Below are 22,252 nucleotides of genomic sequence, written 5' to 3'. Positions count from 1 at the left end.
CAGTGGACCGCTGGGCACTACCCACAATGGGTGGATCCCGTGGGCAGACCCGCGCGGGGGCCGTATCCACCGGAGTCCACGGCGTGGACGTTCATTTTCCGCCTTTGGCTGATGCAGTAAAGGCCCTCCATTTGGTCGGTCCCGGTGGCAGACAGCACTGGATCGAACGCGCGGCATCGATCACTGACGACCAGGCCCTGAGGCGGACATACCCTGGCATCGAGATCCACCGCGACGACGACCTCCTCGCAGCCGCGGTCGTTTCCGTGGGCAGATTCGGCATTATCTACTCCGTTCTCCTAGACGTCCTCGTGTGGTTAGCCCTGCTTCTGGCCTGGCTGACCAGCGGCCCAGCCGCCCTGCTGATCCCCGCCATGACGATACTGCTCCTCGCAACGGCCGGGATGAAGGCCGGATCCGGTCGACCTGGCGATCTCGTCGCAGGTCTCTGTAGGTGGGCCAACAGAAAAGGTTGGTGGAAACTAACCTCGTGGATTGTCAGGCGAATAGTCGCTGGTGCGGAGCGTCCAAACACACAACTCGGAGTCGGGTTCGAGATCATGGCCGGACCCCAATGGGCGGACGAATACTACCGTGGCCGGGGAGTCGAGGTCTTCCTCGACGCAACCAGCCCTGAATACCTCGACGTGATCACCCAGCAACTGCTTCCGGTCATCGAGACAGCGGCCCAGGCTTGCGAGGCGGTCGCAGGATGGTTTTCGCTGTGGTTTACCCCACGCAGCGGTGCCCTGTTGGCCATGCAGCGATGGGATCGCACCGTCAGTGTGGAGGGGTCGGCGCTCAGCGGTATCCCAGGCAGCCTCGAGGTAATGCGCCAACTCGAGGCAGCCGCACTCGTGCACTGGGGCCAGCAGCACGACCTCGACGCGGACGCCGTCGAGCGCGCATATCCTGCGCTTCCGCGCTGGCGACAGCACCTAAACCTTTCGCCGAGCTGCACACACTCCAGCGCGTGCAAAACCTGATCGCTGCCGGCATCAAGGACCCGGACAAGATCCGCCAACACGCCCAGAAGATCCACGCCGAAAACACCGGAGAAAACAAGAGGGCCACCCCGTGGGGTGGCCCTTCGACTCAAATAGCAGAGGCCCTTCCCGGAACTTTGAGCCAAAGTTCCAAGCAAGGCCTCGATGGTGGAGCTGAGGGGACTCGAACCCCTGACCCCCTGCATGCCATGCAGGTGCGCTACCAGCTGCGCCACAGCCCCATATTTTCGCTGCTTCACTAACCGTGAACTGGCCGGAAAACCCCGTCCAGTTTTCGGATTCCTCCGAAGCAACTCAAATATCTTAGAACAGCATTTCCGAAAATTCCAAATCGGGCATATTCAGTTGGTTTGCGCCTAAAGCCTAGGATTCCTCGACGGCGGGAGCCTTCGCGGAGGCATCGTCGCCGAGCTCCAGGTCCACTACCGGGCAGTCTTTCCACAGGCGTTCCAGGGCGTAGAAGACCCTGTCTTCGGAGTGCTGGACGTGCACCACGATGTCGGCGTAATCCAACAGGACCCAGCGGCCCTCGGAACGACCTTCGCGGCGCACCGGGCGGAGATCCTGCTTGAGCAGCTCTTCCTCGATGCCGTCGACGATGGCGTTGACCTGGCGTTCGGTCGGAGCCGAAGCGATCAGGAAGACGTCAGTCAGGGCCAGACGTTCGCTGACATCCAGGGCGATGATGTCCTCGGCCAGCTTGTCCGCTGCCGCGCGGGCGGCGTGGCGGGCCAAGAGGACGGATTGTTCATGTGCAGTCACGGGACTCCTTGTATGCGGCTTCGAGAATGAACGAAACCTGTTTGGTGGCAAAAGCCGTTGTGGTCAGCGGGAAAGTCCGCTGGTGATCATGATGATGCCCGCAATCAGGGCGATGGCTCCGATGCCAACGAGTCCCAGGACCAGAAGCCGGGTACGCTGGGCGCGCCCAAGTCCCGCCGTCGCGGCGTCGAGCGGTTCAAGTCCGTAAGCCGAACTTGCCGAAACGGGCGGATGTTCGGCCGCTTCCGCGAATGCCTGGCCGTCCGATCCGGAGTCCGACGCCGGGCGTCGGCCTGCCGCTTTCGCGGCGGCCTCAGCGCGCGCCAAGACTCCTGCCCGGCCGCGCAGGCTGCGGGGCTTGCCCGACGCCGACTGCCCGGGCTTCAGTTTCGGCGCAGGCGAGGTCACCAGGGGAACAAAGGTGGTGCCGGGAGGCTTCATGACGGGACGATCGAGTCCCGGAACCTTCACGAACTCAAGGGGCGTCACCATGGCCAGGTTGCTCGCCGCGGAAGGTTCAGCACGGGCCTGGGCAGGACGGCTGTTCTGCTCGGCAAGCTTCTGCTTGGCGATTGCCCTCTTGTTGAGGATCGCCTCGCGTTCGGCCTGGGCGATCTGCTCAGCCAAAACAACCGGATCCGCCGGCTCAGCGTCGGTTCCGGATGCCTCGGATTCAGCGGCCGGGACCCTCTGCACTGCGGATTCCATTGCCGCGATCTGCTCGAGCTTGTTGGTCTGATTGTTCGCTTGGGCGGCGAGGAGCTCACGGGCCATCAAGGCCTGCTCCACGGTCATTTCCGGGGCGCCGGGAGGCGGGCCTGCCGTGACGCGGACACCGCCGCCAGGCGATGCGCCTTTGCGATCCGGTCCGGGCTGCTGTTTGCCTGGAGCCTGGGCCGGGATGCTGGATGTCCTCGGCCCGGACCCTGGTGCCGGTACAACGGGGATCGCTGAGGTTCCCGGGGCAACTTCTTCCTGCAGCTGCTGCAAGCGCAACTGACGGCGCGTGGGCGGACCGCCGCGGGAAAGCTGCTGTTCCTTGTCCGCGAGTTCCTTGATGGCACGGAGGGCTGCGCGGTCGCGTGCGCGCGCCTGGGAAGAACGTTCCGAAGCGGGTTTGGCGTCGAGCGGAGCATCGGCCACCCGGCGCACCCGATTGACCGAAGCGCCACCGGACGCGTGGTTGGCGTCGTCGGTGGTGCCGGCTTCGGCTACCGCGGGACGTGCGCCGGTTTCCACGCGTGCGTCCCGGGCTCGCCGAAGCTCGCGCCGGCTAGGGATGGGGGGTTGTTCCTGGCTCATTCAAAACTCACTCGGTACGGGCTTGGTGTTCTGGTCCGGTCATAGCATGCAGGGGCTCCCCCATGCCGGGTGCGCCCGAGTACAGCTTGTATTTGGCGATGTACTGCACTACGCCGTCAGGTACGAGGTACCACACCGGGTTGCCTGCGCCCACGCGGGCGCGGCAATCCGTCGAGGAAATCGCCATGGCGGGTACTTCCAAGAGACTGACGTCCTCCCTGCCCATGCCATCAAGAACATGGCCCGGCCTGGTCACGCCGACAAAATGCGCCAATGACCACAGCTCGTCGACGTCTTTCCAGGACAGGATCTGCGCCAGGGCATCCGCGCCAGTGATGAAGAACAGGTCTGCGTCCGGCCGCTGCTTCCGGAGATCACGCAGGGTGTCGATGGTGAACGTGGGACCGGGTCGGTCCACATCCACCCGGCTCACCGTGAAATTGGGGTTTGAGGCCGTGGCAATGACCGTCATCAAGTACCGGTGCTCGGCCTCGCTGACCTGCTTGTGCGATTTCTGCCAGGGCTCTCCGGTGGGCACGAAGACCACCTCGTCCAAGCGGAACTTGGAAGCAACCTCACTGGCAGCAACCAAGTGGCCGTGGTGGATGGGATCGAAGGTCCCACCCATCACGCCCAATCGATGCCGGCGCCCCGTTTCCTCGAAGGGTTTTGCGGCGGAAATGTTAGTGACCCAGCCCTGGGTGCTTGGCCGGGTGCTGGCGGTGCGGATCCGAGTGCTCGTCGACGGCGTCGTGACGGTTGCCGAGGTTCGTGTAGGAGACCGCCACGAACATCAGGATCAGGAGGATGGAGAAAATGGTGATGCCGAAGACGAAAGGAGGAGCCCACAACGGCGCCGGGGCCTCACTCTCGCCCCCTTGAGCGAGAATGGAAATGGCGATCTGCTGAAACTGCATTTTCTCCCCTAGCGGTTCAAAGGATTTCGACGGCGGATCCTCCCACCGTCCAGGACTTCTGTTCTATGTTACAGCGTCGCTAGCCCCGGACCTGGCCTTCACCCTGCACGATCCACTTCGTGGTGGTCAACTCCGTGAGGCCCATGGGACCGCGGGCGTGCAGCTTCTGGGTGGAGATTCCCACCTCGGCACCCAGGCCAAGCTCGCCTCCATCGGTGAAACGCGTGGAAGCGTTCACGATGACCGCCGCAGAGTCGATGGCCGCAATGAACTTTTCGGCGTTCGCCAGGTTGTTCGTCAGGATGGCTTCCGTGTGGCCCGTGGACCATTTGCGGATGTGCGCGACTGCCTCATCCAGGTTGTCCACCATGGCGACGGCGAGGTCAAGGTCCATGTATTCCGTGGCCCAATCGACGTCGTCTGCGGGGACTGTTTCCACCGAACCGGACAGCGCCGCTTGAATCCGGGGGTCGGCATGAAGGGTGACTCCAGCAGACCGCAAAGCTGTGGCGACGGCCGTCAGCACCGTGGATTTCGAGTGCACCAGGAGCGTCTCCACGGCATTGCACACGCTGGGGCGCTGGGTCTTGGCGTTGAGCAGGATATCGACGGCCATCTCTTCGCTGGCGGATTCGTCGATGAAGATGTGCACATTGCCTTCGCCGGTCTCAATGACAGGCACGGAAGAGTTGTTCACCACGGTCTGAATCAGATCCCGCCCACCACGGGGAATCAGCACGTCCACCCGGCCACGGGCACGCATCAGGACATTGGCGCCTTCGCGGCCGAATTGGTCCACGCTCTGGACGGCGTCGGCCGGCAAGCCCACGGATTCCAGCGCGTCACGGAGGATGGTCACAAGGGCTGCGTTGGTGTGGGCGGCAGCCGATCCACCGCGCAGGATCACGGCATTGCCGCTCTTCAAGGCAAGTCCGGCGATGTCGACAGTGACATTGGGGCGGGCCTCGTAGATCGCTGCGACCACGCCCATCGGCACGTTGACCTGGCGCAAGCGCAGTCCGTTGGGGAGGGTCTGGCCCCTGACGACGTTGCCTACGGGATCCGGCAGGCCGGCAAGGTTCTCAAGGGCCGCCACAAGTCCGTCGATGCGCGCATGAGTCAGCGTCAAACGGTCCAGCATGGCAGCGGAGGTTCCGTTGTTGCGGCCGGACTCGACATCCTTGGCGTTGGCGGCGAGGATTGACGCTTGCTGTTCCCGGAGGGCTGCGCCGATGGCATGCAACGCGCGGTCCTTCCAGGCACGGTTCGCCTGGGCCATGCGCCGCGCGGCCTGACGCGAACGGTCCGCAATGGAATGCACGGCCGCTTCCACCTGCTCGGGCGTGAGCGGCGCGGTTCCCAGCTCCGGGGTTTCCGGCACCTGGCCGGCATTGCCGGAAGCCAGGGTGTCAGTCATCACAGGAGAATCAGGGGTAAGGGCCTCAGTCATTCTCCAAGTTTAGTGGAGCGGGGCTGCTGAACCAGTACGAGGTCGTCAACATGAACAACTACGCGGTCATATCCGCGGCCAAGGTCCTTGGCGAGCTCCTTGGTCGAGCGGCCAAGCATGCGGGGAAGCTCTTCAGCGGAATAGTTCACCAGGCCCCGGGCAATCACGGCGCCTTCGGCGGAAACCATCTCCACGGGATCACCGGGCTCGAAGTCTCCCTGCACCGACGATACTCCGGCGGGCAGCAACGAGGTGTGACGATCGCGCACGGCCCGGACGGCGCCGTCGTCGAGCACCAAACGGCCGCGGACCGAAGCGAGGTGGGCCAGCCACAGCAGGCGCACCGGCTTGCGGTTTCCGTTGATGGCGAACCACGTGCCCACGTCCGCGCCGGCCAGTGCCGCTGCGGCATTGGCCGTGGACGTGACGAGGGCGTGGATGCCGGAGCCTGCGGCGATCGACGCAGCCTCCACCTTGGTGGTCATGCCGCCGGTTCCGACGCCGGCTTTGCCGGCTTTGCCGATGGTCACGCCGTCGAGGTCGGCGGGACCGGTGACGAGCGGAATCCGCTTGGCGCCCAACGACGGCGGACCGTCATACAGGGCGTCGACGTCGGAAAGCAGGACCAGCGCGTCAGCCCGCACAAGGTGCGCCACCAAAGCGGCCAGGCGATCGTTGTCGCCAAAACGGATTTCGTGCGTAGCCACGGTGTCGTTTTCGTTCACGACGGGCACGACGCCGAGGTTCAGCAAGCGGTCCAGCGCCCGGTAGGCGTTGCTGTGCTGCGTGCGGCGCATCAGGTCATCCGCCGTCAACAGGACCTGGCTTACCGTGACCCCGTGTGCCGCAAACGCCTGCGAATAGCGCGCCATCAAAAGCCCTTGGCCCACACTGGCCGCAGCCTGCTGCGTGGCGAGGTCCTTGGGACGCTTGGCGAGGCCGAGCGGCGCGAGGCCCGCCGCGATGGCACCGGAAGAGACCAGGATGATCTCCGTCCCGGAATTGCGCTTCTCAGCGAGGGCGTGGACGAGGGCCGTCAGCGCTTTCTCCGAGATGCCGCCTTTGATGCTGGTCAGCGAGGACGAACCCACTTTGACGACGATCCGCTTGGCGCCGGCCAGGGCCTGGCGTTCTGCGGTGTCGTCGCCGGTAGCGGCTTCAGCGATGCGGGCCGTGCTAGTCGTCATTTTCGGCTTCCAGGCCGCTTTCCTTCAGGGGCTTGGGCAGACGACGTCCGCTGACGGACTCGGTCCAGATGCCCGCCTTCCGCTCGGCTTCGAGCTCGGCCCGTGCGGCAGCCTTGGCCTCGCGGCGTTCGATCTGCTCGTCCCGCTTCTGCGAACGGGTGGGACGGTCGCCGATGTCGGCAACACGGATGTCGGTGCCTCGAGGCGTCGCCAGGAGTTCGGCACCTGCCATCATGGTGGGCTCCCAGTCGAAGACGACGCCGTCCTCTTCGCCGATCACCACGGTGTCGCCCGGGACGGCACCCATCTTGAACAACTCGTTTTCGATGCCGAGCTTGGCCAGGCGATCGGCGAGGTAGCCGATGGCTTCCTCGTTGGTGAAGTCGGTCTGCTTGACCCAGCGGACCGGCTTCTCCCCCAATACCCGGAAGAGCGGCTCGAGGTTCTTTTCCTCGCGGCGGATCTTGAAGCCGGACTCATTGACGGCACGCGGGCGGAGAACGGGCGCTGCGACCTTGGGAGGCGCAATGGCAACGGCCTTGCGGGCGGCCATGACGATCTCGCCCATGGCGAAGCTCAATTGGCGCAAGCCTTCATGGCTCGTAGCGGAGACTTCGAAGACGCGGTAGCCGCGCTGTTCCAGTTCGGGACGGACGAACTCGGCCATGTCCCGACCGTCAGGCAGGTCCACTTTGTTGAGGACCACAAGCTTGGGGCGCTCGTTCAAAGGGACAACTTCGCCGTCAACGCCGGCGTAGCTCATGTCCACGGCGTACTTGTCCAGCTCTTGCTCGATGATCGCGAGATCGGAGAGCGGGTCCCTGTCCGCTTCCAAGGTTCCACAGTCCAGCACGTGTACCAGCGCCGCGCAACGCTCTACGTGGCGCAGGAAGTTGTGGCCGAGGCCCTTGCCCTCGCTCGCACCTTCGATCAGCCCGGGAACGTCGGCGATGGTGAACCGGACGTCACCGGCCTGGACCACGCCAAGGTTGGGGATCAGGGTAGTGAACGGATAGTCGGCGATCTTGGGCCGAGCCGCTGACATCGCCGCGACAAGGCTCGACTTGCCTGCGGAGGGGAAGCCAACCAGTGCGATGTCCGCAATGGACTTCAGTTCCAGGACGATGTCGCTGGACTCGCCTTCGATACCGAGGAGGGCGAAACCGGGTGCCTTGCGCTTCTGGGAAGACAACGACGAGTTACCGAGGCCGCCCAGGCCGCCTGCGGCGGCAACGAACTCGGTGCCTTCACCGACGAGGTCGGCGAGGACGACGCCGTCCTTGGTCTTGACCACGGTGCCGTCCGGGACGGGAAGCACAAGGGTTTCACCGTTCTTGCCACCGCGCCAGTCGCCCATGCCGGGACCGCCGTTGGTCGCGTGGCGGTGCGGAGCGTGGTGGTAATCAAGCAAAGTGGTGGTCTGGGCATCGACGCGCAGGATCACGTCGCCGCCATTGCCGCCGTTGCCGCCGTCGGGTCCGCCGAGCGGCTTGAACTTCTCGCGCTTAACAGAGACACAGCCGTGGCCGCCTGTTCCGCCGGATACGTGAAGTACTACCCGGTCTACGAAGGTCGCCACGTGTTTCTCCTCTTTGTGGAAATTACTGCTTGAATGCGCGTTGCGGGCTCATGCGCCGCCGCCCGCCCTAGTAAATTCTAGTGCGGTTAAAAAGACAGGTGGAGCGGGCCATACGGCCCGCTCCACCCGTTCAGAACGTGTTATTACTCTGCAGCTGCAGCAGCAACGATGTTCACTACGCGACGGCCACGGCGAGTACCGAACTCAACCGCACCTGCCTGCAGGGCGAACAGGGTGTCGTCGCCACCGCGGCCGACACCGGCGCCCGGGTGGAAGTGGGTGCCGCGCTGGCGGACGATGATCTCGCCTGCGGAAACGACCTGGCCACCGAAGCGCTTCACGCCGAGGTACTGGGCGTTGGAGTCACGACCGTTGCGAGTGGAGCTCGCGCCTTTTTTATGTGCCATTTGAAATGCCTGCCTTTAAATTCTGGGGAATCTGTTGAAAACCTGAACAGCAACCAGTGGTTACTTGATACCGGTGATCTTGATCTTGGTCAGTTCTTGACGGTGACCCTGGCGCTTCTTGTAGCCGGTCTTGTTCTTGAACTTCTGGATGACGATCTTCGGACCACGGAGGTCTTCGAGGATCTCAGCCGTAACCTTGACCTTGGCCAGATCCGCAGCAGCGGAGGTGACCTTGTCACCGTCCACCAGGAGCAGTGCGGGCAGCTCAAGGGTGCTGCCGGCTCCACCGGGGACGCGGTTCAGGGTTACGTAGTCTCCAACGGAAACCTTTTCTTGGCGGCCGCCTGCGCGGACAATCGCGTACACCACTTGGGCACTCACTTCTCTCGACGTTTATTACTAAATTTGCGTGCGGAACCCCGATCCGAAAACGGGCCTGGTTCACGCTGTGCCTCAACGCCGTGGACTCCGTTACGGAATCCATGAGTCATCCCTCGAACAAATCCAAGTGAAATGTCAATTCCACATGAAAGGTCTCTAGGGGCATAACCCAAGTGTTGGCGTAAGCACCGAAGATCTAGATTACGCTAGTTTCGCCTTCGGCTGCAAATGAGGCCAGGTCCGGAGGCTGCCACGTGATGGCTGCCACAGACTGGCTATGCCGCCATCCGGTACCGTGCCCGTCAACCTTACCCTGCCGGCCGGGAAAATCCCGGATCCTCACGCCGACACGCTGCGGCGTCCGACGGAATGGCGCCGCCATCCCGTCCTTCCGCACCAGGAAACGGGTTCAGCCGTGCAGCCTTGGGGCATCAAAGAACGCAGTTTCATAGCGGCAGGATTCGGAGAATGCCTCCATCATGGCCGTGCGCTCGGCAGGAGAAGCGGCCCGTGCGGCCGCATCCGTGATGTCGATCGCCTTGCGGGTGGCCTCGGCGAACGCCTCGTCCGCGTATGTACGCAGCCAGTCCGCATAAGGGTGCTCGTCCGACGCTCCGGCCTGAAGGTAGCCATGGTGGAGCTGCCGTCCCACCTCGGCGTACAACCAGTAGCAGGGCAGCACGGCAGCCAACAGCACGGCATAGCTGCCCGACGCCGACGCCGCGAGCAAGTGGTCGACGTAGGCCTTGGTGACGGGGCCTTGTTTTTCGCTTACCTGCCGTCCGCTGAGCCAATTCCGATGGAGCTCGGACTCGACTTCAAGGCACATCTGCGAGCCGCGGGCCCAGAACAGCTGTTCGTTTTCGCTGGGGGCAAGGGCGCTTGCCCTGGCCAGGACCCTGGAATAGCCGTTGAGATAGATGGCATCCTGGGACAGGTAGTAGCTGAACTGCGCTTCGCCGAGGGCGCCGGTTTGCAAATGTTGGATGAAGTCCAGGCCATAAATAGCCGCAAGTTCCGATTGGGCTGCGTTCCACATCCGGACGGCGAAATCCCCTGGCTGCAGCTCTTGCTGGAGTGCGTGGAAATGATGGATCGGCCCGTTGCCCTTCCCCACTTCCAGCACCTCGGACTGGGTCAGCGCCTCCTGTAGCCAAGGCTTGACCACGCGCAGGGCAGATTCCCAATCGCCGAGCCGCGCCTTCGCCGTAGCCATCGCCGACGACAGGGAACATCCCGTGCCGTGGCTGTTGCGGGTCTCCACACGTTGGCCGGCGAATTCCACCACGTCCTGGCTCAGGACTCCCCCGGTGTTGACCAGGGCATCGGGGCAGCCCGCTCCCTGCAGGTGTCCGCCCTTCACCAGGACGGTGTTTCCGCAGGCAGCTGCCAGTCGCTTGCCCTGCTCCAGCGCCGATGCCCAGTCAGTCGCCTCAGCTTCGCCAAGCAGCATGGCCAATTCGGGAAGGTTGGGGGTGACCAGGTCGGCGAGGGGCAGCAGCTCCCGCAGCGCGGTTTCAGCGGATTCCGCGAGGAGCCGGTCGCCACTGGTGGCGATCATCACCGGATCCAGCACGACGACGGCGGGACGCGCCTCGCCGAGCCAGCGGCGGACTTCGTGGATGACCGCGGTGTCCCCGAGCATGCCGATTTTGACGGCATCGACCGTGATGTCGTCGCTGATGGCATCCAATTGCTGGCGCAGGAACTCCACGGGAGGCACATGGACGGCAGTGACTCCTCGCGTGTTTTGTACGGTGAGCGCCGTGATGACGGCCATGCCGTAGCCGCCGTTGGCCGCAATGCTTTTCAGGTCGGCTTGGATCCCGGCACCACCCGAGGGATCCGAGCCGGCGATGCTGAGGACCCTGGGGATAGGGTTCCGGGCAGCCTTGAGCGGGTAGACGGCCGATTGCGCCGAAACAGTCATGCGAGACATCCCTTCGCCGGTGCTAACCGGACAGGTTCAACGGGTTTGGTCTCAGCCGGCTTGGTGCGCGGCACCCCGTGTCGGTCCCCTAGTTTAACCCGGATCACACCCCGCCTGCTGAAATCGCCCAATGCAACCGGGGCGTGCGGGGGCCAGGTGAAACAGCGGGAAACGCAGAAGCCCCGGCCGTTTCCACGAGAGTGGAACGGCCGGGGCCTCTGCAAGGTATTGCGCCTAGAGCTGTGACTTGGGCACGCCGACTCCGAGAATGATCGGCTCCGCTGCCGGCGTCGACTTGGCCGGTGCAGCGTCCGGTGCCTTGGCCTCGTGCGCGGCCCCACCGGAGGCAGCCACAGCGACCTCGTGGTGCTCGACGTTGGTGGCGTTGGCGGCACCCTGGGCACGGCTGGCACTGCGGTTGCGGCGGCCTCGGCGTCCACGCGAACCCGAGTCCGGGGATTCACCGCTTGCAACGCCCGCGCGGGCCTCTGCGGGGGTTCCCTGGGGTTCCGCGGCTGCCGGGGTGGTGCCGGGCGCCTCCCCGAGTCCCGCGAACGCCTGAGCCAACAGATCCAGGCTCATGGCAGGGGCGCCGCTCGCTGGCTCTTCCTCGTGGTGGACGAAGGGCAGGGCCACTTCCTCGCCGCCGAACCGCAGCACAGGCTTCGAACGTTCCTCGCCACCCGATGCAGCGGCAGGAGCCGGGGCGGCCGGGGTTGCGGGAGTTGCTTCGGCTACGTGCCCGTCAGCGAGCAATTCCGCCGCGTGGTGGAGCTCGTCGTCGTGCAGGTGGGCAGCGTGTGCTGCCGCCGCGATGGTGGCAAGGGCGGCGCGGGTGGCTGCCTGCCGGTTCGGATCGGTGGATTCGACCGTGTGGACCGGCACCGGAGGTGTGACCGGGAGTTCGGCAGTTCCCTGGCCCGCGCCCCTGCCGCGGCGGCGCTTGCGCTGCTCCGGGCGGACGGCCGGCTGTGACTCAGTGCGTGGGTGGTGGTGTTCAGCTGCCACCACGTTGGCCCGACGGTGCTCGACAGGCTCGTCGTGCGTGACGATTCCGCGCCCTGCGCACGTCTCGCACTGCTCGCCGAAGACCTCAAGCAGGCCGGTGCCCATGCGCTTGCGGGTCATCTGGACCAAGCCAAGCGACGTCACTTCGGCGACCTGGTGCTTGGTTCGGTCCCGGCCGAGGCACTCGACGAGGCGACGCAATACGAGGTCACGGTTGGATTCAAGGACCATGTCAATGAAGTCGATGACGATGATTCCGCCGATGTCGCGCAAGCGCAGCTGGCGCACCACTTCCTCGGCAGCCTCAAGGTTGTTCTTGGTGACGGTTTCCTCGAGGTTGCCACCGCTGCCGGTGAACTTCCCGGTGTTGACGTCCACAACCGTCATGGCCTCGGTGCGGTCGATCACGAGCGAACCACCGGAGGGCAGGAAGACCTTGCGTTCCAGCGCCTTGTGGATCTGCTCGTCCACGCGCCATGCCGAGAAAATGTCCTGGTCCGAGGTCCACTTCTCAAGGCGTCCCACCAGATCCGGCGCCACGTACGTGACATAGGCCTCGATGGTGTCCCAGGCTTCGTCGCCGGAGACGATCAGCTTGGAGAAGTCCTCGTTGAAGACGTCGCGGACAACCTTGATGGTGAGGTCCGGTTCGCCGTACAGGAGCTCCGGGGCCAGGATCTTGGTGGACGTGGACTGGCTTTCGATGCCTTCCCACTGGGCCCGCAAGCGGTTGATATCGTGCGTCAGCTCTTCCTCGGATGCACCCTCGGCGGCCGTGCGGACAATGACGCCCGCGTTCTCCGGGAGGCGATCTTTGAGGATCTTCTTCAGGCGGTTGCGCTCGACGTCGGGCAGCTTGCGGGAAATTCCCGTCATTGACCCGCCCGGCACGTACACGAGGTAGCGGCCGGGAAGCGAAATCTGGCTCGTCAGGCGCGCGCCCTTGTGGCCCACGGGGTCCTTGGTCACCTGGACCAGCACGGAATCGCCTGACTTCAGCGCGTTTTCAATGCGGCGCGGTTTGCCTTCCAGGGTGACGGCATCCCAGTTGACTTCGCCGGCGTAGAGCACTGCGTTGCGGCCGCGTCCGATGTCGACGAATGCCGCTTCCATCGACGGCAGCACGTTCTGGACCTTGCCCAGGTAAACGTTGCCGATGAGGGAGTCCTGTTGTGTCTTCGACACGAAGTGCTCCGCGAGCACGCCGTCTTCGAGGACACCAATCTGGATCCTGTCGTCGCGCTGGCGAACGATCATCTGGCGGTCGACGGACTCACGGCGGGCCAGGAATTCGGCCTCGGTGATGACCTGGCGGCGGCGGCCGGTCTCGCGGGACTCGCGGCGGCGCTGCTTCTTGGCTTCAAGGCGAGTGGAGCCCTTGACGCTCGTGACGCGGTCCGAGCTGCTGGTGGACTCAACATGCGGGCGCGGAGCGCGGACACGGGTGACCGTGTTGGGGGGATCGTCGTCTCCGCCACCTGTCAGTTCCAGGTCCTGATCGCCACGGCGACGGCGCCGGCGACGGCGGGAAGTCACGCCTTCTTCGAGGACATCGTCGGTACCGGCTTCTGCCTCGTCCTCGGATTCCGCGGCGGTTTCTTCTCCCACGGCTTCATCACGCTCGGTGCCCCGGCGTCCACGACGGCCCCGGCTGCGACGCCGACGGCGGCTTCCGGATTCGTCCAGTTCGTTGTCCTCGGAGACTTCCTCGGCCTCGGCCCGCGGTTCTTCTTCGACGACGGCCGGACGGGCAACTGCGCTCAAGTCCGGCGCCTGGAAGATCATGGACGTAACGGAGCCAGGTTCCAGGAACAGCGAAGCGATCGGACTTGCGGATTCCGCCTCGACGGCCGGCTCCTCAGCGGTTTCCTCATTTGCTTCCCCGGGCACAACCTCCGCAACCGGAGCTTCGACCACTGCTTCTTCGGCAACGGGCTCGGTGCTCTTGGCTTTCGTGGTACGACGACGGCGGGCCGGCTTTTCCGGGGCAGTTTCGGCCTCTGCGGCTACTTCAGGTACGACGACGGCAGCCTCCGGTGCCTCGCCGCCACCGGTGGAAGCGTCTTCCGCGAAACCAGGCAACGGTTCCGGAGTTTCGACCTTCTTGCGAGACCTGCTGCGCCGGACAGGGGCTTTGGGCTCAACGATGTCCGCCGACTCGGCGAGGGGCTCAACGGTGGTTGCGGCAGCTCCGGCGTCGGGGGTTGCGTCCGCAGCGAGCGGCTCAACGGTGGCGGCAGCTCCGGCGTCGGGGGTTGCGTCCGCAGCGACCGTCTTCGGTGCCGCCTTGCGGCGGGTGCGGGTGACCTTCTTGGGTGCTTCAGTGGTCTCTGCGGACGCCGCATCTTCGGCGGCGGCTACAACTTGCTCGTTATCCATATGTGGCAACACTCCTGCCCTTGCGCAACCGCCACATCCGGTGCCCAGAGGGGCAATATTGTCAAAACCCGCAGGCGTTGACAGAAGTCAGTAGTGTTCTTTCCGGTTCGCACCAGCATGGGGGTGCGGCATCCACGGAAAGCCGGCTTCGCTCCAAACCCGTTGTTCTAAAAACACAACCAGGTGCCGTCCATTGCCACTGCGGCGCTTCCGGGGATCATTGGATCCTGGGCATGCCCTGCAAATGACTGGCGGTCTTGGGAACAAGATACCGGACCGGATTCCGCATGTGGATCGGCTTCCGGCCATGTTCATTCTCTCACACGCCCGCACTCCCGGCAGGAAGGACGCCCTGAAACCTTCCGTGCCGTCGCCCTCGCTGGACGCGTCCTCCAGCCGCCGCGGCTAGAATCCTCCCAAGAGCACTCCCCGGTTCCGCGCCGGGCCTCCCAGAAAAGGACAGCCAACCATGCCGAGCCCCGCCAGCCCGAACCTGGCCAACAACGATGCCCGATCCCTCCGGCAGGAGAACGCGAAAACCCCCGAAGGGGAGAACGCCGCGGACTCCGCATTGCCGCGCATGGTCCGCGACCGCCCCTTTGCGTGGCTACTGCTCGCCACCGGCGCCATCGCGTGGCTTGCATCCGGGGCGCTCGTGCTGGAAAAGCTGCAGGTCCTCATCGACCCGAACCACGTAACCGCCTGCGACCTCAATCCGTGGGTATCGTGCGGCAGCGTCATGAAGACACCGCAGAGTTCGGTTTTCGGTTTCCCCAATATGTTCATCGGAATTGTCGCCTTCGCTGTGATCATCACCACGGCCATGGCAATCTTTGCGGGGGCCAAGTTCGCCCGCTGGTACTGGATCGGACTCCAGACCGGCGTCACACTGGGCTTCATCTTCATCGTCTGGCTATGGTCCCAGGCACTGTATGTCATTCACATCCTGTGCCCGTTCTGCATGGTGGTGTGGGCATGCATGATCCCGCTCTTCGTCTTCGTGACCATCAGGAACGTGGCGCACGGGGTCATTCCGGCGCCGGCAGGCCTGGCGAAGATCCTGGCCGAATCCGGTTGGATCATTTCCGCGCTGCTCTACGTTGCCGTGATCGCGAGCATTTTCTTTTCCTTCATCAATGTCTTCATCGGCACTTCGGGTTACTGAGCACTCCTTAACCGCAGAAGGGGCCCATGTTCGCGTTCAACGTGGGCCCCTTCTGTTGTTTGGCGCGGTTGGAAACTACGCGCCGAACCAGATCTTGATCTCGCGCTCGGCGGAATCCACCGAATCGGAACCGTGGACCAGGTTCTGCTGCACAGCCAGGCCCCAGTCACGGCCGAAGTCGCCACGGATGGTGCCGGGCGCCGCCGTCGTCGGGTCCGTGGTTCCCGCAAGGGAACGGAAGCCTTCGATCACGCGGTGACCCTCGAAGATGGCAGCGACAACCGGGCCGCTGAGCATGAATTCGACCAGCGGCTCGTAGAACGGCTTGCCCAGGTGCTCTTCGTAGTGCTGCTCCAGCAGATCGCGGGTGGCGTTGACCTTCTTCAATTCGACCAGGGAGTATCCCTTGGACTCGACGCGGGCGAGGATGCTGCCGCTCAAGTTGCGGGCGACGCCGTCGGGCTTGATCAGTACAAGGGTGCGCTCAATGCTCACGGTTGCTCCAATGTTGGATGTGTGGGTTTCCCAGCCAGTTTACGGGGTTTCGCTCAGGCTGATTGCCCGGCGGAGTCTTCCCCGTGCGAAGCGTCCCATTCGGCTTGCTCACGATCACGCTGGGCATTCTCGCGGTCGATCCTCATCCCGGCACGGATGCCGTACCACCAGCAGGCGGCGAAGAGGACTCCCACCACGAACATCGTGGGCTCGACGAAGCCGGAGAGAATCAAGACCAGCTGCATTACCCAGCCGAGGCCGATGCCCCACGGCCTGCTGAGCACGGCACAGGCCAGGATCAGCACGACGCTCAGGGTGATGCCGAAGCCCAGCACCAGCGCCGGCTCTCCACGCTTCAGTCCGAAGACAGCCAAAGTGGCGAAGAACGCGACGAAGGCCTCCAAAAGCAGCACGGTCGAAGCGAACATCACCTTGGTGGAGCGGCGCTTCTTGGGCATCCCGGGCCGCCATTCGCGCTGGGCTTTGGTGAGTTTGGCCATGCTCAGGAACCTACCTTCCCGAGGAGCATGCGCGCTTCCGCCACTACGGTGATGGAACCCGTGACGAGCACGCCGCCGGCCAAATCATCATTGGCTTCGGCACGCTCCACGGCCCACTCGATCGCGTCATCCAGCTTCTCGGCAATGTGGACGTTGTCCGCTCCGAAGCCAAGGTCGACGGCGAGATCGGCCAGTTGCGCGGCCGGGATCGCCCGCGGCGAGCTGGACTGCGTGAAACAGAACTCTTCTGCCAGTCCGCCCAGGGATTCCTTGAGCTGCCGCAGGATTTCTTCCGCGTCCTTTTCCTTCAGGACCCCGAGGACCACCACGAGTTTGCTGAAGCTGAAGGCCTCTTCGATTGCCTCGGCTGAGACGCGGATGCCCTCAGGGTTGTGGGCGGCATCCACGATGATCGTAGGAGCGGTGCGCACCACCTCAAGACGGCCGGGCGAGGTGACGTTTCCGAAAGCCTCGCGCAGGACGTCGCCGTCGAGTTCCTTCTCGCCTCCGCCGAAGAAGGCCTCCAGTGCCGCGACGGCGACTGCCGCGTTCTCGGCCTGGTGGGCGCCGTGCAGAGGCAGCAGCAGGTCCTCATAGCGGCCCGCGATCCCCTGGATGGTGAGCACTTGGCCTCCGACGGCGACGCTGCGGGACTCGACCCCGAACTCGACACCTTCGAAGCGGAACGGAACCCCCACCTCGCGCGCCTTCTCCAGGAGCACCTGGGCGGCGTCCACGGGCTGGGCTGCGCTGATCAGGAAGCCGCCGGGCTTGATGATTCCGGCCTTCTCGTGGGCGATGTCCTCGGTGGTGTCGCCGAGGAGATCCGTGTGGTCGAGCGAAATCGGCGTCACCACGGAAACCTGTCCGTCGCCCACATTCGTCGCATCGGTGATGCCGCCCAGGCCCACCTCGATGACAGCGACGTTGACAGGCTGGTCAGCGAAGATGGCGAAGCCCAGGATGGTCAGGCACTCGAAGTACGTGAGCCGGGGCTGCCCGTCGGCCTCGAGTTCCTTGTCCACGATTTCAAGGTACGGACGGATCTCGTCCCAGATCCGGACAAAGGTCTCGTCCGAAACCGGCTCGCCGTCGATGCTGATGCGCTCGGTGACCTTGGACAGGTGCGGACTCGTGTAGCGGCCGGTGCTCAAGCCGTGGGCACGAAGCCCCGCCTCGATCATGCGGGCGGTGGACGTCTTGCCATTGGTGCCCGTGATGTGGATGATCGGGAACGCCTTGTTGGGCTCCCCCAGTACATCCATGGCCCGGTACAGGGGCGCCAGGCGCGGCTCCATTTTGTTTTCCGGGGCGCGGCCGAGGAGTTCGGCGTAGACGCTTTCTACGGAGAATTCGTCGCTCATGTACTAGGCCTCGATCTTGGTAACGGTGATCTGCGGCTCGGCGGCGTCGCCGGAGACGACGGGGTCGAGCTTGAGGGACAGGGTTTCGGTCTTGACCAGCTCTTCATTGGCGCGCAAGGCATCAACGACGTCGTGGACGGCCAGGACCGTGGTGTGGATGCGGTCGCTCACGTTGAGTCCGGCGTCCTTGCGAGCCTGCTGGATGGCACGGACCATGTCGCGCGCCAGCCCTTCGGCAGCCAATTCCGGAGTCACCTCGGTGTTCAGGACCACGAAGCCACCCCCCGGAAGGACAGCGACGGCCGCGGAGGAACCGTCAGCGGATTCCGCGACGACGGTCTCGAGCGTGTACTCCTGCGGTTCCAGCTCGAGGCCTCCTGCCGTGACCACTCCTGCATCGGAAACAGACCAGTCGCCGGACTTGGAACCCTTGATGGCCTGCTGGACGTTCTTGCCCAGCCGCGGACCTGCCGCGCGGGCATTGACCACGAGTTTCTGCTCGATACCGAATTCCTCCGGCGACGCTGTAGCCGCGTCGAGGAGGCGGACGGACCGCAGGTTCAGTTCATCCGCGACGACGGCGGCGAACCCTTCCAGCGCATCGGCACCGGGTGCCACCACCGTGAGTTCCTGCAGCGGCAGGCGAACGCGAAGGTTGGCGGCCTTGCGCAGGCTGGAACCGGTGGAGCAGATCTGCTGGACCCGGTCCATGGCCTCGACGAGTTCCGGGTTTGCCGGGAACAACGAGGCCTCTGGCCAGTCAGCCAGATGCACGGAACGCCCTCCGGTCAGGCCACGCCAGATCTCCTCGGAAACCAGGGGAAGCAACGATGCCGAGACACGGCAGACTGCCTCGAGTGCCGTGTAGAGGGCGTCGAAGGCGTCGGTGCTCTCGTCGAAGAAGCGCTGCCGGCTGCGGCGCACGTACCAGTTGGTGAGCATGTCCAAGTAGCTGCGCAGTTCATCGCAAGCCCCGGAAATGTCGTATGCGTCCAGGCTGGAGGTGATGTTGCGGACGAGGTCGCCGGTGTTTGCCAGCAAGTACTGGTCCATTGTGTCCGTGTAGCCGTCGTAGCGCAGCTTGGCGTCATAGCCGCCGGCTGTCCCATCCTCTGCGTGGGAAGCGTTCGTGTACAGCGTGAAGAAGCTGTAGACATTCCACAGCGGCAGGATGACTTGGCGGACGCCGTCGCGGATTCCCTGTTCGGTGACCACGAGGTTGCCGCCACGCAGGATGGGACTGGACATCAGGAACCAGCGCATGGCGTCGGAGCCGTCGCGGTCCAGGACCTCGGAAACGTCCGGGTAGTTGCGCAGGCTCTTGGACATCTTCTGCCCGTCGGACCCCAGGACGATGCCGTGGCTGATCACATTGCGGAAGGCCGGCCGGTCGAAGAGCGCCGTGGACAGGATGTGCAGCATGTAGAACCAGCCGCGGGTCTGCCCGATGTACTCGACGATGAAGTCGGCAGGGTTGTGGGTCTCGAACCATTCCTCGTTCTGGAACGGATAGTGCACCTGGCCGTAGGGCATGGAACCCGAGTCGAACCAGACGTCCAGGACGTCCTCCACCCGGCGCATGGTGGACTGGCCCTCTTCAGGAGAGCGCGGGTCGTCAGGGTTGGGTCGGGTCAGTTCGTCGATGAACGGGCGGTGCAGGTCAACCTGGCCGTCGTTGTTCACCGGCAGGCGGCCGAAATCGGCCTCCATCTCGGCGAGGGAGCCGTAAACGTCCGTGCGCGGGTACTCGGGGTCATCGGACTGCCACACGGGGATGGGCGAGCCCCAGTAGCGGTTGCGGCTGATGGACCAGTCACGGGCGTTGGCCAGCCACTTGCCGAACTGTCCGTCCTTGACGTTGCCGGGGATCCAGTTGATCTCCTGGTTCAGTTCGGACATCCGGTCCTTGAACTTGGTGACCTCCACATACCAGGAGGACACGGCGCGGTAGATCAAGGGGTTGCGGCAGCGCCAGCAGTGCGGGTAGCTGTGCTCGTAGCTGGCCTGGCGAACCAAACGACCGCCGGAACGCAGTGCCTGCGTGATCGGCTTGTTGGCATCGAACACCTGCAAGCCGGAGATTTCGGCGAGGGGTCCGTGCGCGAACAGGTGGAGGAACTTGGCGCCTTCGTCGACGGAAAGGACCACGGGGATACCGGCGTCCTCACAAACTTTCTGGTCGTCTTCACCGTAGGCCGGGGCCTGGTGGACGATGCCGGTGCCGTCGGTGGTGGTGACGTAGTCCGCCACGAGGAAACGCCAGCCGTTCTGGGTGCCGTATTTCTCGGTGTCGGAGAAGTAGTCCCACAGCGGCTCGTATTCCAGGCCGGCCAACTCGGTGCCCGTGTAACTGGCCGTGACGGCAGAAAGTGCGGCGGCGCCGTCGTCGTATCCCAGGTCCTTCGCGTAGCTGCCGAGCAGATCGGCGGCCAGCAGGAAGCTGCCCGTCACCGGAGCCTCCGCGGAGGCGGCCTTGATCCCGTTGGGACCGGCAGGAACCACCGCGTAAGAGATGTCCGGCCCGACGGCGAGCGCCAGGTTGGTGGGCAGGGTCCAGGGGGTCGTGGTCCACGCGAGCGCCTGCACGCCGGCTAGGGACTTGGAGAGCCCGGTCTCCCCTGCCTTGATGGGGAAGGTCACCGTGACGGTCTGGTCCTGGCGGTTCTTGTAGACGTCGTCATCCATGCGCAGCTCATGGTTGGACAGCGGCGTCTCGTCCTTCCAGCAGTACGGCAGGACGCGGTACCCGTTGTAGGTGAGGCCCTTCTCGTGGAGCTGCTTGAAGGCCCACAGGACAGACTCCATGTACTCGACGTTGAGGGTCTTGTAGTCGTTGTCGAAGTCCACCCAGCGTGCCTGCCGCGTGACGTAGCTCTTCCATTCGTCCGCGTATTTCATGACGGAGGCACGGCAGGCGTCGTTGAACTTGTCGATGCCCATCGCTTCGATCTGGGTCTTGTCCGTCATGCCCAGTTGCTTCATTGCTTCGAGTTCAGCAGGCAGGCCGTGGGTATCCCAACCGAAGCGCCGTTCCACGCGCTTGCCGCGCTGGGTCTGGTAGCGGCCCACCAGGTCCTTGGCGTAGCCGGTCAGGAGGTGGCCGTAGTGGGGCAGCCCGTTGGCGAAAGGAGGACCGTCGTAGAAGACGAACTCGTTGCTGCCGGGGTGCCCGCCGGGCAGATCGGCGCTGCGGTTGTCGATGCTGGCTTGGAAGGTGCCGTCTTCATCCCAGTACTTGAGGATGCGCTCTTCGATCTCCGGGAACTTCACGGAGGCGGACACCCCTCGTGAGGTGCCGGACGGAGTTGTGGAGGCCTTGGGGTAATACGTCATCTCTTCATCCTGGGTTGAGCCGGTGAACACAAAGTTTCATTCAGGATGCGAGGACGGCGCCAGCTGCGTTGTTTCCAACAGCGCCGGTACCGCGGTACCACCTCACTTACCGCCGCTGGTCCTGCTCCCTGTGTAGGGGAGCCGTTCCGGCGTCGGCCGCTCATTGCTGCTGTGACGGGCTTACCCGTCCGGTTCTACTGGCTCCCGTGGTGGCGGGGGTGTTCTTCCGGAAGCTCACCGGTGATGTCCGGGTCAAAGCTTGTGCCACAAGTCTAACGGCAGCGGCGCCGCGAGCTCCACTTGGGTGAAACGCGCGACGCCTCGACCTTAGCCCTTGCGGATCAACTTGTGGGTAGCTGCCTGCGCCACCGGTCGGACGATGATCTCGTCGAGGTTGATGTGGTGCGGGACCGAGACCGCGTACTTGACGACGTCGGCGACGTCCTCGGGCGTGAGCGGCTTCTCGACCCCGGCGTACACCTTCGCCGCCGCAGTGGCATCGCCGAGGCGATTGAGCGCGAATTCCTCTGTGTGGACCAGGCCAGGTGCCACCTCGATCACGCGGATGTTGTTCTCGGCCTCTTCAAGGCGCAGGGCACCGGTCATGGCGTGCTGGGCGAACTTGGCCGCGTTGTACCCGCCGCCGCCCTCGTAGGCCGTGAATCCCGCGGTAGACGTCAGGTTCAGGACAGTGCCCTCTCCGTTGGCCCGCAGCATCGGGAGGAAGGCCCGGGTCAACTTCAGGGTGCCGAGCACGTTGACTTGGTACATCCAGTCCCAGTCTTCGGTCTGCGCATTGGCCAGGGTGTCAGCGCCCCGTGCGCCGCCCGCGATGTTGATGAGCGTGTCCGCTCCCCCTGCCTCGGTGACGGCGGAGAGCAAGTCCGCGACGTCGTCGTCGTTGGTGATGTCCGCGGCGAACGGCACAGCGCCGCTCTCGGCGCCGAGTGCCTCGAGCCGCTCCGCACGGCGGGCGACAGCGAATACCTTCCATCCATCGGCGGCCAGGGCCCGCACTGTGGCCTCGCCGATTCCGGTGCTCGCGCCGGTCACCACTGCGGTCTTTGTCTGTACTTCCTCAGTCAT

At 64.4% G+C, this 22,252-nt stretch carries 18 protein-coding genes, 1 tRNA gene and 1 riboswitch; of the genes, 2 read left to right on the top strand and 17 right to left on the bottom strand.

Going from position 1 to position 22,252, the window contains the following annotated elements:
• Positions 1–104 precede the first annotated feature (104 nt).
• Positions 105–986: a hypothetical protein gene (locus BMF89_RS19460; RefSeq protein WP_139359743.1), complete on the top strand. Its 882-nt coding sequence runs from the start codon at positions 105–107 to the stop codon at positions 984–986.
• 166 nt (positions 987–1,152) lie between these two features.
• Here the strand turns inward: BMF89_RS19460 and BMF89_RS19455 are convergent.
• The 12 genes from BMF89_RS19455 to BMF89_RS19400 all read right to left on the bottom strand — a co-directional run bounded on the left by BMF89_RS19455 (position 1,153) and on the right by BMF89_RS19400 (position 14,309).
• Positions 1,153–1,228: transfer RNA gene (locus BMF89_RS19455), tRNA-Ala, on the bottom strand.
• Between the two features lie 142 nt (positions 1,229–1,370).
• Positions 1,371–1,769, bottom strand: coding sequence for a ribosome silencing factor (rsfS, locus tag BMF89_RS19450; protein ID WP_059389355.1), 399 nt, complete (start codon positions 1,767–1,769; stop codon positions 1,371–1,373).
• A 63-nt stretch (positions 1,770–1,832) separates the two neighbouring features.
• On the bottom strand, positions 1,833–3,071 hold the full coding sequence (locus tag BMF89_RS19445) for a hypothetical protein (RefSeq protein WP_078108689.1): 1,239 nt from the start codon (positions 3,069–3,071) through the stop codon (positions 1,833–1,835).
• A gap of 7 nt (positions 3,072–3,078) precedes the next feature.
• Positions 3,079–3,708, bottom strand: a complete 630-nt coding sequence (gene nadD, locus BMF89_RS19440; protein WP_274619733.1) for a nicotinate-nucleotide adenylyltransferase — start codon at positions 3,706–3,708, stop codon at positions 3,079–3,081.
• A gap of 46 nt (positions 3,709–3,754) precedes the next feature.
• Positions 3,755–3,988: a hypothetical protein gene (locus BMF89_RS19435; protein WP_078108687.1), complete on the bottom strand. Its 234-nt coding sequence runs from the start codon at positions 3,986–3,988 to the stop codon at positions 3,755–3,757.
• A gap of 79 nt (positions 3,989–4,067) precedes the next feature.
• Positions 4,068–5,438: a glutamate-5-semialdehyde dehydrogenase gene (locus tag BMF89_RS19430; RefSeq protein ID WP_078108686.1), complete on the bottom strand. Its 1,371-nt coding sequence runs from the start codon at positions 5,436–5,438 to the stop codon at positions 4,068–4,070.
• Positions 5,435–6,625, bottom strand: a complete 1,191-nt coding sequence (gene proB / locus BMF89_RS19425; RefSeq protein WP_078108685.1) for a glutamate 5-kinase — start codon at positions 6,623–6,625, stop codon at positions 5,435–5,437. Before proB ends, BMF89_RS19430 begins: the two co-directional genes overlap by 4 nt.
• Positions 6,615–8,204 (bottom strand): GTPase ObgE, encoded by a 1,590-nt coding sequence (gene obgE / locus BMF89_RS19420; RefSeq protein WP_078108684.1) that lies wholly within the window; start codon positions 8,202–8,204, stop codon positions 6,615–6,617. The genes proB and obgE overlap by 11 nt, the downstream gene beginning before the upstream one ends.
• A 143-nt stretch (positions 8,205–8,347) precedes the next feature.
• Entirely contained in the window at positions 8,348–8,611 is a 264-nt protein-coding gene (rpmA, locus tag BMF89_RS19415) for a 50S ribosomal protein L27 (protein WP_003803426.1), read from the bottom strand.
• Between the two features lie 60 nt (positions 8,612–8,671).
• Positions 8,672–8,980 carry a 50S ribosomal protein L21 gene (gene rplU / locus BMF89_RS19410; RefSeq protein WP_028267456.1) on the bottom strand — a complete coding sequence of 103 codons (309 nt, stop codon included), beginning with the start codon at positions 8,978–8,980 and terminating at the stop codon, positions 8,672–8,674.
• Positions 8,981–9,401: 421 nt separating this feature from the next.
• Positions 9,402–10,922 carry a bifunctional hydroxymethylpyrimidine kinase/phosphomethylpyrimidine kinase gene (gene thiD, locus BMF89_RS19405; RefSeq protein WP_078108683.1) on the bottom strand — a complete coding sequence of 507 codons (1,521 nt, stop codon included), beginning with the start codon at positions 10,920–10,922 and terminating at the stop codon, positions 9,402–9,404.
• A riboswitch (TPP riboswitch) is annotated at positions 10,914–11,010 on the bottom strand. It overlaps the preceding gene by 9 nt.
• Positions 11,011–11,156: 146 nt before the next feature.
• Positions 11,157–14,309, bottom strand: coding sequence for an Rne/Rng family ribonuclease (locus tag BMF89_RS19400; protein WP_078108682.1), 3,153 nt, complete (start codon positions 14,307–14,309; stop codon positions 11,157–11,159).
• Between the two features lie 469 nt (positions 14,310–14,778).
• Here BMF89_RS19400 and BMF89_RS19395 point away from each other — a divergent pair, with 469 nt between their 5' ends.
• Positions 14,779–15,474 (top strand): vitamin K epoxide reductase family protein, encoded by a 696-nt coding sequence (locus BMF89_RS19395; RefSeq protein ID WP_078108681.1) that lies wholly within the window; start codon positions 14,779–14,781, stop codon positions 15,472–15,474.
• A 75-nt stretch (positions 15,475–15,549) separates the two neighbouring features.
• Here the strand turns inward: BMF89_RS19395 and ndk are convergent, their stop codons facing one another.
• From ndk to BMF89_RS19370, 5 genes are all read right to left on the bottom strand, one after another.
• A complete protein-coding gene (ndk, locus tag BMF89_RS19390; protein WP_078108680.1) occupies positions 15,550–15,969 on the bottom strand; it encodes a nucleoside-diphosphate kinase in 420 nt (139 codons plus the stop codon).
• A 53-nt stretch (positions 15,970–16,022) separates the two neighbouring features.
• Positions 16,023–16,469 (bottom strand): DUF4233 domain-containing protein, encoded by a 447-nt coding sequence (locus tag BMF89_RS19385; protein ID WP_078108679.1) that lies wholly within the window; start codon positions 16,467–16,469, stop codon positions 16,023–16,025.
• Between the two features lie 2 nt (positions 16,470–16,471).
• Positions 16,472–17,833 (bottom strand): folylpolyglutamate synthase/dihydrofolate synthase family protein, encoded by a 1,362-nt coding sequence (locus tag BMF89_RS19380; protein ID WP_078108678.1) that lies wholly within the window; start codon positions 17,831–17,833, stop codon positions 16,472–16,474.
• 3 nt (positions 17,834–17,836) lie between these two features.
• Positions 17,837–21,166: an isoleucine--tRNA ligase gene (gene ileS / locus BMF89_RS19375; RefSeq protein WP_078108703.1), complete on the bottom strand. Its 3,330-nt coding sequence runs from the start codon at positions 21,164–21,166 to the stop codon at positions 17,837–17,839.
• Between the two features lie 327 nt (positions 21,167–21,493).
• On the bottom strand, positions 21,494–22,252 hold the full coding sequence (locus BMF89_RS19370) for an SDR family oxidoreductase (RefSeq protein ID WP_078108677.1): 759 nt from the start codon (positions 22,250–22,252) through the stop codon (positions 21,494–21,496).

The organism is Arthrobacter sp. SRS-W-1-2016 (genome assembly GCF_002009585.1).
In the GTDB taxonomy this organism is placed as follows: domain Bacteria; phylum Actinomycetota; class Actinomycetes; order Actinomycetales; family Micrococcaceae; genus Arthrobacter; species Arthrobacter bambusae_A.
This window is presented reverse-complemented; position numbering and strand designations above follow the sequence as displayed.